The sequence below is a fragment of the Pseudomonas sp. LPB4.O genome (assembly GCF_038383825.1).
In the GTDB taxonomy this organism is placed as follows: domain Bacteria; phylum Pseudomonadota; class Gammaproteobacteria; order Pseudomonadales; family Pseudomonadaceae; genus Aquipseudomonas; species Aquipseudomonas putida.
Window position 1 is genome coordinate 4,790,714 of sequence record NZ_CP151298.1, and the last position, 15,881, is coordinate 4,806,594.

11 protein-coding genes and 3 tRNA genes are annotated in these 15,881 nt (G+C 62.6%); 12 read left to right on the forward strand and 2 right to left on the reverse strand.

Annotated elements, in window-relative coordinates:
• Positions 1–313: 313 nt before the first annotated feature.
• The 3 genes from MRBLPB4O_RS21675 (at position 314) to MRBLPB4O_RS21685 (ending at position 4,447) form a co-directional block, all read left to right on the forward strand.
• Positions 314–1,597: an OprD family porin gene (locus MRBLPB4O_RS21675; protein ID WP_338744939.1), complete on the forward strand. Its 1,284-nt coding sequence runs from the start codon at positions 314–316 to the stop codon at positions 1,595–1,597.
• Positions 1,598–1,757: 160 nt separating this feature from the next.
• Positions 1,758–3,473, forward strand: a complete 1,716-nt coding sequence (locus tag MRBLPB4O_RS21680; RefSeq protein ID WP_341796557.1) for a proline--tRNA ligase — start codon at positions 1,758–1,760, stop codon at positions 3,471–3,473.
• 20 nt (positions 3,474–3,493) lie between these two features.
• Entirely contained in the window at positions 3,494–4,447 is a 954-nt protein-coding gene (locus MRBLPB4O_RS21685; RefSeq protein WP_016498315.1) for a hypothetical protein, read from the forward strand.
• A 27-nt stretch (positions 4,448–4,474) separates the two neighbouring features.
• Here MRBLPB4O_RS21685 and dinB read toward each other — a convergent pair whose 3' ends face one another.
• Positions 4,475–5,533, reverse strand: coding sequence for a DNA polymerase IV (gene dinB, locus MRBLPB4O_RS21690; RefSeq protein WP_341798920.1), 1,059 nt, complete (start codon positions 5,531–5,533; stop codon positions 4,475–4,477).
• A 220-nt stretch (positions 5,534–5,753) separates the two neighbouring features.
• Here dinB and MRBLPB4O_RS21695 point away from each other — a divergent pair.
• The 5 genes from MRBLPB4O_RS21695 to MRBLPB4O_RS21715 all read left to right on the forward strand — a co-directional run bounded on the left by MRBLPB4O_RS21695 (position 5,754) and on the right by MRBLPB4O_RS21715 (position 10,448).
• Positions 5,754–5,830, forward strand: a tRNA-Met gene (locus MRBLPB4O_RS21695).
• Positions 5,831–5,964: 134 nt separating this feature from the next.
• Positions 5,965–6,041: transfer RNA gene (locus MRBLPB4O_RS21700), tRNA-Met, on the forward strand.
• A gap of 134 nt (positions 6,042–6,175) precedes the next feature.
• Positions 6,176–6,252, forward strand: a tRNA-Met gene (locus MRBLPB4O_RS21705).
• 261 nt (positions 6,253–6,513) lie between these two features.
• Positions 6,514–9,156 (forward strand): bifunctional lysylphosphatidylglycerol flippase/synthetase MprF, encoded by a 2,643-nt coding sequence (mprF, locus tag MRBLPB4O_RS21710; RefSeq protein WP_341796558.1) that lies wholly within the window; start codon positions 6,514–6,516, stop codon positions 9,154–9,156.
• Positions 9,156–10,448 (forward strand): AcvB/VirJ family lysyl-phosphatidylglycerol hydrolase, encoded by a 1,293-nt coding sequence (locus tag MRBLPB4O_RS21715; RefSeq protein ID WP_016498312.1) that lies wholly within the window; start codon positions 9,156–9,158, stop codon positions 10,446–10,448. The genes mprF and MRBLPB4O_RS21715 overlap by 1 nt, the downstream gene beginning before the upstream one ends.
• 58 nt (positions 10,449–10,506) lie before the next feature.
• Here MRBLPB4O_RS21715 and MRBLPB4O_RS21720 read toward each other — a convergent pair whose 3' ends face one another.
• Positions 10,507–12,417, reverse strand: coding sequence for a potassium transporter Kup (locus MRBLPB4O_RS21720; protein WP_063427441.1), 1,911 nt, complete (start codon positions 12,415–12,417; stop codon positions 10,507–10,509).
• Between the two features lie 236 nt (positions 12,418–12,653).
• Here MRBLPB4O_RS21720 and rimO point away from each other — a divergent pair, with 236 nt between their 5' ends.
• From rimO to MRBLPB4O_RS21740, 4 genes are all read left to right on the forward strand, one after another.
• Positions 12,654–13,985: a 30S ribosomal protein S12 methylthiotransferase RimO gene (rimO, locus tag MRBLPB4O_RS21725; RefSeq protein ID WP_059394723.1), complete on the forward strand. Its 1,332-nt coding sequence runs from the start codon at positions 12,654–12,656 to the stop codon at positions 13,983–13,985.
• Positions 13,986–14,131: 146 nt separating this feature from the next.
• Positions 14,132–14,584: a GNAT family N-acetyltransferase gene (locus MRBLPB4O_RS21730; protein ID WP_138737788.1), complete on the forward strand. Its 453-nt coding sequence runs from the start codon at positions 14,132–14,134 to the stop codon at positions 14,582–14,584.
• A 77-nt stretch (positions 14,585–14,661) separates the two neighbouring features.
• Positions 14,662–15,372, forward strand: coding sequence for an rRNA pseudouridine synthase (locus MRBLPB4O_RS21735; protein WP_049277699.1), 711 nt, complete (start codon positions 14,662–14,664; stop codon positions 15,370–15,372).
• A 47-nt stretch (positions 15,373–15,419) separates the two neighbouring features.
• Entirely contained in the window at positions 15,420–15,881 is a 462-nt protein-coding gene (locus MRBLPB4O_RS21740; RefSeq protein ID WP_341796559.1) for a DUF1456 family protein, read from the forward strand.

Sequence of the window (15,881 nt, forward strand, 5' to 3'; positions counted from 1 at the left end):
ACGCGACAAATAACAACAGCGGCATTGGTTACCAGGGAGTTTCCTCAACCAGAATCCGTAGTTACAGATTCGTTACGGTGACAGGAACAGCGCTGGCGTTATACGGCCCATAAACCGGGGCGTGATTTGCGACATGGAAATACCTAAAAGCGACATGGCAAAAAAGTTCCGCAAAGAGTCTATATAGCCATATCGCCAACAACAGTCAGCGTGCTATACATTTTCGCCGACATAACAAGAAAGAGCTGCACCCTATAACTAAAACACTTGGGCGCGGCGGTACTCTTCCTAAAAACCAAAGGAGCAAATCACGATGCGCGTGATGAAGTGGAGCATGATCGCCCTGGCCGTTGCGGCAGGGACCTCGCAGTTGGCAATGGCCTCGGCACAAGACGAGTCCAAAGGTTTCATCGAAGACAGCAAGCTGAACGTCAAGACCCGCATGCTGTACTTCAGCCGTGACTTCCGTAACAACGCGCCTGGCACCCAGAGCCGCGTTGAAGAAACCGGCCTTGGTTTCCTCGGCACCTTCGAATCGGGCTTCACCCAAGGCACCGTAGGCTTCGGTGTCGACGCCATCGGCATGCTGGGCCTCAAACTGGACAGCGGCAGGGGCCGTGCCGGCACCGGCCTGTTCCCGACAGGTTCCGACGGTCGCTCGCAGGATGACTACTCCGAAGGCGGCGGCGCAGTGAAAATGCGCATCTCCAACACTGTGCTCAAATGGGGTGACCAGTTCACCGCCCTGCCAGTGCTGGCTACCGACGACAGCCGACTGCTGCCGGAAGTTGCCGAAGGCGGCCTGATCACCAGCAACGAGATCGATGGCCTGACCCTGCACGCGGGTCACTTCACTGCCATGAACGCCCAGGCACAGACTTACCACGACAGCCTGAACATGACCGAGGCCAACGTCTTTGGTGGCACCTACGCCATTAATGACAACCTCAGCACCAGCGTTTACTACTCGCACATCGAAGACCATTTCCGCAAATGGTACGGCAACATCAACTGGGCGCTGCCGATCAGCGACAAGCAAGGCCTGGTGTTCGACTTCAACATCTATGACACCAAGTCCATCGGCAACAACCTGACCGGCGCATTCGTCAGCAAGGCCGACGGCAGCAACGAACTCGACAACATTGCAGCCAGCCTCTCGGCCGCCTACAACATTGGCGCCCACACCTTCACCCTGGCCTACCAGAAAGTCAGCGGCGACGGCGACTACGCCTACGGCGTCGACGGTGGCGGTACGGTCTTCCTGGCCAACTCGGTGGCCCGTTCCGACTTCAACGCCGAAGACGAAAAGTCCTGGCAGGCACGCTACGACCTGAACTTCGCCGAATTCGGCGTACCAGGCCTGACCTTCATGACCCGTTACGTGCGCGGTACTGGTGCAACTACCCGCACCACCGACGACGGCAAGGAATGGGAACGCGACATCGACGTGAAGTACGTGCTGCAAAGCGGCCCTGCCAAGGACCTGAGCTTGCGCGTACGTCAGGCCACCTACCGTTCGGGCGATGGCGTCTACTACGGTTCCCCATCGATCGACGAACTGCGCCTGATCGTGGAGTACCCGCTGAGCATCCTGTAAGCCTGGCTTGCAGTGCCCCGCACTTGAAAAAGCCCGGCGATCTCGCCGGGCTTTTTCTTGGCTGACAAGCGGCCCGCCCTGGGGCATCCTGTACGCCTTCGTTTCGCCCCCGTACAATGCGGGGCTATTTCAACGTCTTAGGCAATCGACACGGCTAACCATGCGCACCAGTCAATATTTGCTCGCCACCCAGAAAGAAACCCCTGCCGACGCAGTGGTCATCAGCCATCAGCTCATGCTGCGTGCCGGCATGATCCGCAAACTGGCCTCCGGCCTGTATACCTGGCTGCCGATGGGCCTGCGGGTAATGCGCAAGGTCGAGGCCGTGGTGCGTGAGGAAATGAACGCCGCCGGCGCCCTGGAAGTGCTGATGCCAAGCATCCAGCCTGCCGAGCTGTGGCAGGAGTCCGGCCGCTGGGAACAGTACGGCCCTGAGCTGCTGCGCCTGAAGGACCGCCACCAGCGCGACTTCTGCGTTGGCCCGACCCACGAAGAAGTCATCACCGACCTGGCCCGTAACGAGCTGTCCAGCTATAAACAGCTGCCGCTCAACATGTACCAGATCCAGACCAAGTTCCGTGACGAGATCCGCCCGCGCTTCGGCCTGATGCGCGGCCGCGAGTTCATCATGAAGGACGCCTACTCGTTCCATGCCGACCAGGCTTCCCTGCAGGAAACCTACGACCGCATGCACCAGGCGTACAGCAACGTATTCACCCGCCTGGGCCTGGACTTCCGCCCAGTGCAGGCCGACACCGGCTCGATCGGTGGCAGCTACTCGCACGAATTCCACGTGCTGGCCGAATCCGGCGAAGACGACGTGATCTTCAGCGACAGCTCCGACTACGCCGCCAACATCGAGAAGGCCGAGGCCATCCCGCGTGAAACCGTGCGCCCTGCCCCTACCGAGGAGCTGCGCCTGGTCGACACGCCAGATGCCAAGACCATCGCACAACTGGTTGAAAACCACGGCCTGGCGATCGAGAAGACCGTCAAGACCCTGATCGTGCGCGGCGCTGAAGAAGGCAAGCTGATTGCCCTGATCGTTCGCGGCGACCACGAGCTGAACGAAATCAAGGCCACCAAGCTGGAACAGGTTGCCGATCCTCTGGTCATGGCCACCGAAGCCGAACTGCGCGACGCCATTGGCGCCGGTGCCGGCTCGCTCGGCCCGCTGAACCTGCCGCTGGAATGCATCATCGACCGTTCGGTTGCCCTGATGAGCGACTTCGGCATCGGCGCCAACATCGACGACAAGCACTACTTCGGCGTGAACTGGGAGCGCGACCTGCCGGTTCCACAGGTCGCCGACCTGCGTAACGTGGTCGAAGGCGACCCAAGCCCGGATGGCCAAGGCACCCTGGTGATCAAGCGCGGCATTGAAGTGGGCCACATCTTCCAGCTGGGCACCAAGTACAGCGAAGCGCTGAAGTGCCAGGTACTGGGAGAGAACGGCAAGCCGGTGGTTCTGTCGATGGGCTGCTACGGTATCGGTGTGTCCCGCGTCGTCGCCGCTGCCATCGAGCAGAGCTATGACGACAAAGGCATCATCTGGAACGATGCCCTGGCCCCGTTCCAGATCGCTCTGGTACCGCTGCGCTACGAAACCGAGGTGGTTCGCGAGGCAACCGACAAGCTTTACGCCGAACTGACCGCCGCCGGCTTCGAAGTGCTGCTGGACGACCGCGACAAGAAGACCAGCCCAGGCATCAAGTTTGCCGACATGGAGCTGATCGGCATCCCACACCGCATCGTCGTCAGCGATCGCGGCCTGGCCGAAGGCAACCTGGAGTACAAGCACCGCACCGAGCAGGACGCCCAGGCGTTGCCGCTCAATGAAGTGCTGAGCTTCCTGCAGGCCCGCGTTCGCCGCTGATAACCAATGCACGAGTGATCATGTTCAAGCGAAGTACCTTTACCCTGGGGGGCGCCGCACTGTGCGGCGCCCTGCTCGTCAGCGGCTGCGCCAACCAGATGTCCCAGCGCAGCGACCACGAGGAGCGCGTCGAGCGCAAATTGCTCGAGCACACCCTGCAGATCGATGTCGGCGAGCCGAAGGTGATGGAGCTGCCGCAACGACGTGTGCGCGTGCATGAGCAGAAGCGCTTCGAAGTCACCGAGTTCGAAGTCACCCGTCGCTATGACCGCTACACGCCTTACCAGCCCTGGCGGGAGGTCTACGAGATCCCGCTGGGTGCAGTGGCCGTGGTAGCGGGCGTCGGCGCCAACGTGGTCAACGTCTTCGCCTTGGGCAACCTGCCGGAAAGCATCACCCATGACTGGCTGAGCTATGGCGTGGACGGGCTTAACCCGTTCATGAACGTGCCGTCCAACGGGCGTGCCCAGCAGAACCTGGCCGGGATCAGCGAAGTGCAGAAAGGCAAGCGCGAGGAATCGACCAGCGTGCCCTGGAGCGAACGCCTGGTCGAGGTCAAGGCCGGCAAGATGACCCACGAGCTGACCACCGACAGGAACGGCGTGCTGCGCCTGAACCTGCTCGACAGCCCGTTCTCCGAGCAGAACCTCAACCACGTCGGCACCCTGCACCTTCAGGTACTCGACGAGGACAACGCGGTGCGGGGTGATGCCAGCCTGCTGGTCAGCGCCACCTTGCGCAACAAGCTGCTCGAAGCCCATGAGCTGATCTTCGACGACCTCGAAGATGATGATGTCGGCCAGTGGGTACATCGGGTGAAGCGTCTGTCGGAGCTGGGCCTTGAAGAAGAAGCCAGTGAAATGGAACAAAGCCTGATCGAGCTGACTCGCAACGATCCGGAGCTGCAGCAGGAATTTCTGCAATCGCTGACCAAGGCCACTGGCCGGTTGGTGGCAGATCCGGGCGTGCAGTAAAAGAACGGGCCGCTATGCGGCCCCTTTTCATTCAGGCGTAAACAGCTCCAACTGCTCATGCGCTCCGCGTAAATCGCGCAACCTCACCCCTACCCCCAGCAAGCGCACCGGCTTGCCACCCCGGGCGAACGCCTGCCCCAGAAGCTGCCGATAACTATCAAGGTCCCGCCCGGCCCCTGCCTGCTCCATGGTGGTCTGGCTGAAGTCATGGAACTTGACCTTGACGAACGGCTTGTCCGGCCGATAACTGCTGTCCATACGGGCGATGCGCTCGTTCAGGCTCTCCAGCAGCTCGGGTAACCGCGCCAGGCAACTGGCCAGGTCCGGCAGGTCGGTGTCGTAGGTGTTTTCCACGCTGACCGACTGCCTGCGGCTGTCATTGTGTACTGCACGCTCATCTACACCCCGCGCCAGCCCCCACAAACGCTCGCCAAAGCTGCCAAACTCACGCACCAGTGCCAGGCGCGACCATTCACGCAGGTCAAGGCAGGTTTCGATGCCCAGCCGCGTCAGTTTATCTGCCGTCACCTTGCCCACCCCATGCAGCCTGGCCACCGGCAAGGCGGCGACAAAGGCCTCCACCTCGCTCGGGGTAATCACGAACAGCCCGTTGGGTTTGCGCCAGTCACTGGCAATCTTGGCCAGGAACTTGTTTGGCGCCACGCCCGCCGACACGGTGATATGCAGGGTGCGGGCGACACGCCGGCGGATATCCTCGGCGATGCGCGTGGCACTACCCGAATACCACTGGCTGTCACTTACATCCAGGTAGGCTTCGTCCAGCGACAAAGGCTCGATCAGCTCGGTGTAGTCGCGGAAGATCGCATGGATTTCCCGCGAGGCCTCACGGTAGGCCTCGAAGCGCGGCTTGACGATCAACAGGTCGGGGCACAGCTTCAGTGCATGCCGTGACGACATGGCCGAGCGCACACCATAGGCACGCGCTTCATAGTTGCAGGTAGCGATCACCCCACGGTGCTCAGGCGAGCCCCCAACCGCCATGGGCCGCCCGGCCAGGCGGGGGTCGTCACGCATCTCGATCGCGGCGTAGAAGCAATCGCAGTCGACGTGGATGATCTTGCGCAAAGACATGGATGGCCGTCAGCACTGTAAATTCATACAGATAGTATCGCATGCGACCTACCTGAAACACCTCACCCGCTGCATCACCCGACAATCTGCCTGAAAGCCCCGTCACGCCTGAGCCGCTTGCTGCTGACGAGCGCTAAGGGTTTGAACAAAAAAGGGTTTTTCAATGAAACTGCTTGACACTGTGGCGTAAATCCGTAGAATTCGATCTCACAGGCGCGGGATGGAGCAGCCTGGTAGCTCGTCGGGCTCATAACCCGAAGGTCGTCGGTTCAAATCCGGCTCCCGCAACCAGATTCAAGAAAAGGCCACTGTTCATACAGTGGCCTTTTTCTTTGCCTTCAAAAAAGTAAAACCGAAAAACCTTTGATAAATCAAAGCTTAGCGCTTGACACACCCTCAGCAAACTGTAGAATGCGCCCCACAGACGCGGGATGGAGCAGTCTGGTAGCTCGTCGGGCTCATAACCCGAAGGTCGTCGGTTCAAATCCGGCTCCCGCAACCAAGTTCAAGAAAAGGCCACTGTTAACGCAGTGGCCTTTTTCTTTGTCGGCTGAAAAGTGCCATCGGAAAAACATCGACAAATCAAAGCTTAGCGCTTGACATACAAACCACACGCTGTAGAATCCGCCCCACTGACGCGGGATGGAGCAGCCTGGTAGCTCGTCGGGCTCATAACCCGAAGGTCGTCGGTTCAAATCCGGCTCCCGCAACCATATTCGTCAGAACAAACCCCGCCTGTTTAACAGCAGCGCGGGGTTTGTTGCTTCTGCCCTCCCTGCTTTTCGTCGCATCGATTTTCCCCGCCCTCCAGCCAACCCGCAGGCTTGAGGCATCGTGCCCAGGATGAACTATCTTTAACCCTGCCAAGCCGCTGAAAGCGCCTGAGGCCGGAGTAACATTGGGTACGTTTTCCTAAGGGACTTTCACTTGGCCGTACCTCCCCTCAACCTCGCGCTGCAGGCCCGAGGCACCCCATGACTTCTCACAACCCCGAACCTCCGGTGCCACTGGCCTCGGCGCTACCCGGTGCCGTGCAGCGTCTGCCCTTGCTCGAACGCGTGAGCCGCTACCGCCAGCCCATCGGCCTGGCAGTGACCCTGGTGCTGTTCACCATGGCGTTGATTGCCTGCCGCCACCTGCTGAGCGAGCTGGACATCCATGCCTTGCACGGTGCCATGCTCAGCGTACCGGCCCAGTCAGTGCTGGGCGCCTTGCTGGCGACCGTGATCGGCTTCGTGATCCTGCTGGGTTACGAGTGGTCGGCCAGCCGCTATGCCGGCGTGAAACTGCCGGCACGCAGCCTGGTGCTTGGCGGCTTCAGCGCCTTTGCCATTGGCAACGCCATCGGCCTGTCGATGCTTTCGGGTGGCTCGGTGCGCTACCGCCTGTATGCACGCCAGGGGCTGGGCGCTGGCGAAGTCGCACGCATGACCGTGTTTGCCAGCCTGTCGCTAGGCTGCGCGCTGCCCCCCCTCGCCGCCTTGGCAACCTTGAGCGACCTGCCGGCAGCCTCGACCGCACTGGGGTTGGCGCCTGGCCTGCTGGCAGGTATCGCCGCCGCCGTGCTGGTGGCGTCCGCCCTGCTGGTGTTCGGCTTGTACCGCCGGCGCTTGGCCGAACAACCGCTGGCCAATAACCTGCTGGTGCAACTGGGCCGCCGTACACTGCGGCTGCCGGGCGCGCGCCTGGCCGCCCTGCAATTGCTGATTACCGCGCTGGATGTGGCAGCGGCCGCCACCGTACTGTATCTGCTGCTGCCTGAAGCACCACCCTTTGGCGCGTTTGTGCTGGTGTACCTGCTGGCCCTGGCCGCAGGCGTGCTCAGCCACGTACCGGGCGGCGTCGGGGTGTTCGAAGCCATCCTGCTGGCGGCTTTTGCCGACCAGCTCGGTGCCGCGCCGCTGGCGGCCGCCCTGCTGCTTTACCGGCTGATCTATGTGGTGCTGCCCCTGCTGCTGGCCTGCGTACTGCTACTGGCCAATGAAGCCCGGCGCCTGCTGTTCGCACAGCAGGCCATCAAGGCCGCCTCCGGGATGGCCGCCCCCATCCTGTCGATAATGGTATTCCTGTCTGGGGTGGTGCTGCTGTTTTCCGGCGTCACGCCCGAGATCGACACGCGCCTGGAGCACATGGGCTTCCTGGTGCCGCACCGGCTGATCGATGCCTCGCACTTTGGCGCGAGCCTGATCGGCGTGCTGTGCCTGTTGCTGGCCCAAGGCCTGCGCCGGCGGCTGTCCGCAGCCTGGCTGCTGACCACCGTGCTGCTCTTGGTCGGTGCCCTGCTGTCGCTGCTCAAGGGCTTTGACTGGGAAGAGGCTTGTCTGCTGACCTTCACCGCGGCCCTGCTAGCCTTGTTCCGTCGCTCGTTCTACCGCCCCAGCCGCCTGCTGGAGCTGCCATTTTCGCCAGTGTTCCTGGTGGCCAGTGCCTGTGCGGTCGGCGCATCGGTGTGGCTGCTGTTGTTTGCCTACCAGGATGTGCCCTACAGCCATCAGCTGTGGTGGCAGTTCACCCTCGACGCCGATGCCCCGCGCGGCCTGCGCGCCGCCATGGGCAGCGCCTTGCTGCTGGCTGCCTTGGCGCTGACCTGGCTGCTGCGCACCGCGCCGCCGGTGATCCACCTGCCCGACGACGAAGAACTGCAGCGCGCCAACCGTATCCTGCTGGCCTCCGACCAGCCCGACGGCGGCCTGGCCCTGACCGGCGACAAGGCGTTGCTGTTTCACCCACGCGACAATGCCTTCCTTATGTACGCCCGTCGCGGCCGTAGCCTGGTGGCCCTGTACGACCCGATCGGCCCGGCCCAGGAACGCGCCGAAATGATCTGGCAGTTCCGTGACCTGTGCGACCTGCACCACGCCCGGCCAGTGTTCTACCAGGTGCGCGCCGAAAACCTGCCGTTCTATATGGACATTGGCCTGACCGCACTGAAGCTGGGCGAAGAAGCCCGGGTGGACTTGCGCCGCTTCGACCTCGAAGCCAAGGGCAAAGAGATGAAGGACCTGCGCTACACGTGGAACCGCGGTGGCCGCGATGGCCTGAGCCTGGAAATTCACGAACCTGGCCACGCCCCGCTGGCAGAGCTGAAGGAAATTTCCGATGCCTGGCTCGACGGTAAAAACGTGCGCGAAAAAGGCTTCTCGTTGGGGCGCTTTAGCCCGGAGTACCTGCAGCACTTCCGTATCGCACTGATCCGCTTCCAGGGCCGGCCGGTGGCGTTCGCCAACCTGCTGGAGACCCACAGCAACGAGCTGGCCAGCCTCGACCTGATGCGTGCGCACCCCGAGGCACCGAAGCTGACCATGGAGTTCATGATGATCGGCCTGATCCTGCACTACAAAAGCCATGAGTATTCCCGCTTCAGCCTGGGCATGGTGCCGCTTTCAGGCCTGCAGCCGCGGCGTGGCGCGCCCCTGACCCAGCGCCTGGGCTCGATGGTGTTCCGCCGTGGCGAACAGCTTTACAACTTCCAGGGGCTTCGACGCTTCAAGGACAAATTCCAACCGGATTGGGAACCCCGCTACATGGCCGTGCCGGCCGGGCTCGACCCGCTTGTGGCACTGGCCGATACTGCCGCCCTGATTGCAGGCGGCCTGACTGGATTGGTGAAACGTTGATGACCCGACGCTTTTGGCTGTACCTGCTGGTTCCTCTGCTGCTGGCCGCCCTGGGAGGGGTGCTGGCATTCTGGCTGTGGACGCGCCCGGCCCCCGAGGCGCGCCTGGAGCAATTGAGCAGCAATGGCGCCAGCATCACCCGCGTGACCCCAGGCGTGCACCCGAAGGCCCGGGTGGCCATCGGTGTGCCACAGGATCAGGCGCTGACGGACAAGCAGCTGCTCGACCTGAGCCAGGCCGGTGAAGCCCAGCTGGTGCAGGTGGTTTTGCCGCCTAACGACTGCAGCAAGCAGCAACAGGTCATGGACCAGGCCCTGGCCGAGCTGTCGGACAAGCCGACATTGGTCGCTGGTATCGGCCCTGGCGCCGCCCAGGCCTGGCGCTGGCTGGCCAGCCAGAACGATGACAAGGCCCGGGCAATTTCCGTGGACTTCACCGTCGAGCAACCCGGCTGCCAGGCACCGCTGCCCAAAGCGGCTGCCCATGGCCACTGGAACGTCGCCTGGAACGACAACCCGGATGACGCCAGTGCCGCATTCGTGCGCGACCAGGCCAATGCCGAAACCAGCATCAGTGACTACGACATCCACTTGCCACAAGTGCTCAAGGCCCAGCTGACCCAGGCCCTGGTAGGCCACGATGGCAACGCCCTGGCCATCCCCGTGGTCGAAGTGCCGGCCGGGCAGACCACCGACACAGTCACCCTGTTCCTCTCCGGTGACGGCGGCTGGCGTGACCTGGACCGCGATGTCGCCGGGGAAATGGCCAAGCTGGGCTACCCGGTGGTGGGTATCGACACGCTGCGCTATTACTGGCAGCACAAGACCCCGGAGCAAAGTGCGGCCGACCTGTCCGAGCTGATGCAACATTACCGGCAGAAGTGGGGTACCAAGCGCTTTGTACTGACCGGCTATTCGTTCGGTGCCGATGTGCTGCCGGCAATCTACAACCGCCTGCCGGTGGAGGACCAGCAACGCATCGACGCGGTGATGCTGCTGGCCTTTGCCCGCAGCGGCAGCTTCGAGATCGAGGTCGAGGGCTGGCTGGGCAAGGAAGGCCAGGAAGCCCCAACCGGTCCGGAAATGGCCAGGCTGCCGGCCGCCAAGGTGGTGTGCGTGTATGGCGTGGAAGAGACCGACGAAAGCGGTTGCACCGAAAAGACCGCGGTGGGTGAGCGCCTGAAGCTGCCTGGGGGGCACCACTTTGATGAGAACTACCCGGCGCTGGCCAAGCGCTTGATTGGTGAGATCGAGACACGCCAGGGCAAGTCCAGCGTCGCTGAACAGAACTGAGCTCTCACCGTTGGAAGATTGACGCGGTCAATGTAGGACCGCGTCGAGTCTTGCCAACTCAGATCTCGACCTGGGTCCCCAGTTCGATCACCCGGTTCAGCGGCAGGTTGAAGAAGCGCAGGTTCCCGTTGGCATTCTTCAGCAAGAACGCGAACAGGTTGCCCCGCCAGCGCGACATCCCCTCCAGCCGCGAAGCGATTACCGTCTCGCGGCTGAGGAAGTAAGTGGTGCGCATCGGGGTGAAGTCCAGATCGTCCAGATGGCACAGCTTCAATGCCGCCGGCACGTCGGGCTCGTCCATGAAGCCAAAGTGCAACAGCACTCGGAAGAACCCGTCACCATAAGCCTCCACCTCGAAGCGCTCCTGCTCCGGTACCCGCGGCCGGTCCTCGCTGACCACAGTCAGCAACACCACCTGGCTGTGCAGCACCTGGTTATGCAGCATGTTGTGCAACAAGGCGTGGGGCACGGCATCCGACCGGGCAGTGAGGAACACCGCCGTCCCTTCGACCCGGTGCGGCGGCTGAATGCGGATACTGCTGATGAACAGCGGCAATGGCAGCGCACCTTCGTCAATGCGCTCCACCAGGATCTGCTTACCGCGCTTCCAGGTGCTCATCAGCAGGAACAGCACACCGCCAGCCAGCACCGGGAAGGCACCGCCCTGGAAGATTTTCGGCACGTTGGCGGCGAAGAACAGCCCATCCACAAACAGGAAGCCCACCAGGATCGGTACTGCCAGCACCGGCGGCCACTTCCACAACAGCAGCATCACCGCCGACACCAGAATGGTGGTCATCAGCATGGTGCCGGTTACTGCCACGCCGTAGGCCGCCGCCAGGGCGCCGGACGACTCGAAGCCGATCACCAGCAGCACCACGCCCACCATTAGCGTCCAGTTCACGGCGCCAATGTAGATCTGCCCCTGCTCGTCGCTGGAGGTGTGCTGGATCTGCATGCGCGGAATGTAACCCAGCTGGATGGCCTGGCGGGTCAGGGAAAAGGCCCCGGAAATGACCGCCTGCGAGGCGATCACAGTGGCCATTGTGGCCAACCCGACCAACGGCAACAGCGCCCAGCTCGGCGCCAGCAGGTAGAAGGGGTTGCGGGCCGCCTCCGGGTTTTGCAGCAGCAGTGCACCCTGGCCGAAATAGTTGAGTACCAACGCGGGCAGCACCAGGATGAACCAGGCCCGGGCAATCGGCTTGCGGCCAAAATGCCCCATGTCGGCATACAGCGCCTCGGCACCGGTCAGCGCCAGCACCACGGCACCGAGGATGGCTACGCCCATGCCTGGGTGAACCACGAAGAAGTTCACCGCCCAGCCCGGGTTGAAGGCCTTGAGCACTTCCGGGCTCTGTGAGATGCCGTGCACGCCCAATGCGCCCAGCACCACGAACCAGGTGACCATGATCGGGCCGAACAGCTTGCCGATTTTCTCGGTGCCGTGCTTCTGCACCAGGAACAGCGCCACCAGCACCACCAGCGAAATCGGCACCACCCAGTGGTCGATTCCGTCAAACGCCAGGCCCATGCCCTCCACGGCCGAGAGCACCGATACCGCCGGGGTGATCATGCTGTCGCCATAGAACAGCGAAGCGCCGATCAAACCGCAGATCACCATCAGCGTACGCAACCGCGGGTAGGCGGCCGTAGCCCGCCGCGCCAGCGCGGTCAGCGCCATGGTGCCACCCTCGCCCTGGTTGTCGGCGCGCAGGATGAACATCACATACTTGAACGACACCACCCATAACAGCGACCACAGGATCAGCGACAGGATCCCCAGCACGCCATCATGGTTGACCGGCACCCCGTAGCCGCCGGTGAAGACTTCCTTGAGGGTATACAACGGGCTGGTGCCAATATCGCCATAAACCACCCCGACCGCCGCCACGAGCAGGCCCAGCGACCGCGCCGCCCCCTGCTTCCCCGCGTGCCCGCCCTCGGCGTGACTGCTTGCCTGAACCATCGACCACTCCCGCAGACGGCCATCTCGGCCTTTAGTATTCACTCGCGCGCCAGGCCCCCGAAGGCACCTTCACGCAACGGCGCGAAGCATAGCGCAGCGTTCGTCGTATTTCTGCTGGTCAAGCGACCTTGCGCTCGCTAGAATTGCGCACTTTTTGATCAGAGGCGCCAAAAAGCGCCCGTCAAGATCGCCCGCGATTCCGGCCGGGCGACCTGCATTCAATACCGAGGTTAGTCATGTCCACCACGCCCGCCACCCCCAAGGTAGGTTTCGTAAGCCTGGGTTGCCCAAAAGCCCTGGTCGATTCCGAGCGCATCCTCACCCAGCTGCGCATGGAAGGTTATGAAGTCGTGCCCACCTACGAGGACGCCGACGTGGTGGTGGTCAACACCTGCGGCTTCATCGACAGCGCCAAGGCCGAGTCGCTGGAAGTGATCGGCGAAGCGATCAAGGAAAACGGCAAGGTCATCGTCACCGGCTGCATGGGTGTCGAGGAAGGCAGCATCCGTGACGTGCACCCCAGCGTGCTGTCGGTCACCGGCCCACAGCAGTACGAGCAGGTGGTCAACGCCGTACACGAAGTGGTACCGCCACGCCAGGACCACAACCCACTGATCGACCTGGTGCCGCCCCAGGGAATCAAGCTGACCCCGCGCCACTATGCGTACCTGAAGATTTCCGAAGGCTGCAACCACAGCTGCAGCTTCTGCATCATCCCGTCGATGCGCGGCAAGCTGGTCAGCCGCCCGGTGGGTGAAGTACTGAGCGAGGCCGAGCGCCTGGTCAAGGCCGGGGTCAAGGAGATCCTGGTGATTTCCCAGGACACCAGCGCCTACGGCGTCGACGTCAAGTACAAGACCGACTTCTGGAACGGCCGCCCGGTCAAGACCCGCATGCTCGAACTGTGCGAGGCCCTGAGCAGCCTGGGTGCCTGGGTACGCCTGCACTATGTGTACCCGTACCCGAACGTCGACGACGTGATCCCGCTGATGGCCGCCGGCAAGATCCTGCCTTACCTGGACATCCCGTTCCAGCACGCCAGCCCGAAAGTGCTCAAGTCGATGAAGCGCCCTGCCTTCGAAGACCGCACCCTGGCGCGCATCAAGAACTGGCGCGAACAGTGCCCTGAGCTGGTGATCCGCTCCACCTTCATTGTCGGCTTCCCAGGCGAGACCGAGGAAGACTTCCAGTACCTGCTGGACTGGCTGACCGAAGCCCAGCTCGACCGTGTGGGCTGCTTCCAGTACTCGCCTGTAGAAGGCGCCCCGGCCAACGACCTGGGCCTGGAAGAAGTGCCGGACGACATCAAGCAAGCGCGCTGGGACCGCTTCATGGCCCACCAGCAGGCCATCAGCACCGCCCGCCTGCAACTGCGCATCGGCAAGGAAATAGAAGTGCTGATCGACGAAGTCGAGGAACAGGGTTCGGTTGGCCGCAGCTTCTTCGATGCCCCGGAAATCGACGGCAGCGTGTTCATCGATGGCGACCATGGCTTCAAGCCAGGCGACAAAGTGCGTTGCCGTGTAGTGGATGCCGACGAATACGACATGTGGGCAGAGCCCATCTAAAACGGCTGAAACCTGAAAAGCCCCTGCCTTGGCATTCCCGCTTGGAATGACCGGAGCAGGGGCTTTTTTACGGGTCGCGCAACGCGAACAAGCCGACCGGTGGTTGGCCTGCTATGTTTTCCTGATCGCCATGGAGGACCACCGGCATGCCATCGCTACTGACGCTACAAACCCCGCACTTGCGCGACTATGGCGAGCTTGTGCAGGTGTGGGAGGACTCGGTACGTGCCACTCACGATTTCCTGCCAGAGGGCTACATTGTTTTACTGCGCGAACAGGTGCTGCGCCGCTACCTCGACGCAGTGATGCTGATCTGCTGCAAGGACCGGCAGCGCATCTGTGGCTTTGCCGGGGTCGCCAACGGGCGCGTGGACATGCTGTTTGTTGCCCCTGAGTACCGCGGCAAAGGGGTGGGCAAGCGCCTGCTGCACTATGCGATCGACGAGCTGAACGCCGAGCGCCTGGACGTCAACGAGCAGAACTCTCAGGCCTTGGGCTTTTACCTGCACGAAGGCTTCGAGGTAATCGGCCGATCGGAAACCGACGGCCTGGGCCAGCCCTACCCTCTTCTGCACATGCGCCTTGGCAAAATGGCGTAAATGACACAGATTCCCAGCCCCTCTGCCGCTCAGGCAGGTACAATGCTGGCCTTTCCCTGCCTTTGCGAATTGCCGTCATGTCCGAACCCGTCCGCCTGTCCAAACGCCTTATCGAGCAACTTGGCTGCTCCCGCCGCGATGCCGAGCTCTATATCGAAGGTGGCTGGGTCACGGTCGACGGCGTGGTGGTCGAGCAGCCGCAGTTCAAGGTAGAGGACCAGCGCGTCGAGCTGCTCCCGGGTGCCCGCGTCGAAGCGCTGGAGCCGGTAACCCTGCTGCTCAACCAGGCGGCCGGCGTGGACAGCGAAAGCGCCCGCGCCAGCATGAACATGGCCACCCTCAGCGAGGCGCACCGCGAAGGCGTGCGCGCCCTGCATGGGCACTTTAACCGCCAGGCCTGCGTGGCACCGCTCGAGCGCGGCGCCAGCGGCCTGCAGGTATTCACCCAGGACTGGCGGGTAAGCCGCAAGATCGAGGCCGACCTGCGTCGCCTGGAGCAGGAGTTCATTGTCGAAGTGCGCGGCGAGACCACACCTCAGGCGCTGGAACGCCTGGCGCGCGGTGCCACGCGCAATGACCGCGAGCTGCCCAAGGCCAAGGCCAGTTGGCAGAACGAGACCCACCTGCGCATGGTGCTGAAAAACCCCCAACCCGGGCAGATCGCCGAGCTGTGCGCCTACCTGCGCCTGGAACTGGTAAGCATGCGACGCATTCGCCTGGGTGGTGTGTCGATGGGCAAGCTGCCCCTCGGCCAATGGCGCTACGTGGCGACTACCGAACGTTTCTAAGCAATACGCCACGCACAAGCGTGGCACCTGAACAGGATTCTGCAGCAATGAACCACAACGACGTCCTGCGCAGCCTGCGCTACATGCTCAAGGTGAACGACGCCAAGATGGCCGAGATCATCGGGCTTTCCGGCCTCGAGGTGACCCCCCTGGTATTGGCCACCTACCTGAAGAAAGAAGAAGAGGAAGGCTTCGTCCGTTGCCCTGATCGGGTGATGGCGCACTTCCTCGATGGCCTGGTAATCCACCGCCGCGGCAAGGACGATAGCCGCCCGCCATTGCCGGTTGAGCTGCCAGTGACCAACAACCTCATCCTCAAGAAGCTGCGTGTGGCCTTCGAGCTCAAGGAAGACGACCTGCACGTGATCCTCAAGTCGGTCAACTTCCCGGTCAGCAAGCCTGAACTGAGCGCGCTGTTCCGCAAGGCCGGCCACGAAAACTACCGCCCGTGCGGCGACCAGTTGCTGCGCAACTTCCTCAAAGGCCTGACCCAGCGCGTGCGCGGCTGA